The sequence below is a fragment of the Escherichia sp. MOD1-EC6162 genome (assembly GCF_002965125.1).
GTDB classification, from domain to species: Bacteria; Pseudomonadota; Gammaproteobacteria; order Enterobacterales; family Enterobacteriaceae; genus Escherichia; species Escherichia marmotae.
The window spans coordinates 1-247 of the sequence record NZ_PTSB01000101.1 but is presented as its reverse complement, the minus strand read 5'-3'; the positions used below and the strand labels follow the sequence as shown (position 1 = coordinate 247).

Here is a 247-nt window from a genome sequence, read left to right as displayed (position 1 = left end):
GCATGGGGAGACCCCACACTACCATCGGCGCTACGGCGTTTCACTTCTGAGTTCGGCATGGGGTCAGGTGGGACCACCGCGCTATCTCCGCCAGGCAAATTCTGTTTATTAACCCGCTTATCGCCGGCTAATCTAATCTGTATCAGGCTGAAAATCTTCTCTCATCCGCCAAAACATCTTCGGCGTTGTAAGGTTAAGCCTCACGGTTCATTAGTACCGGTTAGCTCAACGCATCGCTGCGCTTACA

At 52.6% G+C, this 247-nt stretch carries 1 rRNA gene; it reads right to left on the bottom strand.

The window, feature by feature from the left end:
- A 5S ribosomal RNA gene (rrf, locus tag A9587_RS24345) occupies window positions 1-95 on the bottom strand; the annotation flags it as partial.
- Between the last annotated feature and the right edge of the window lie 152 nt (window positions 96-247).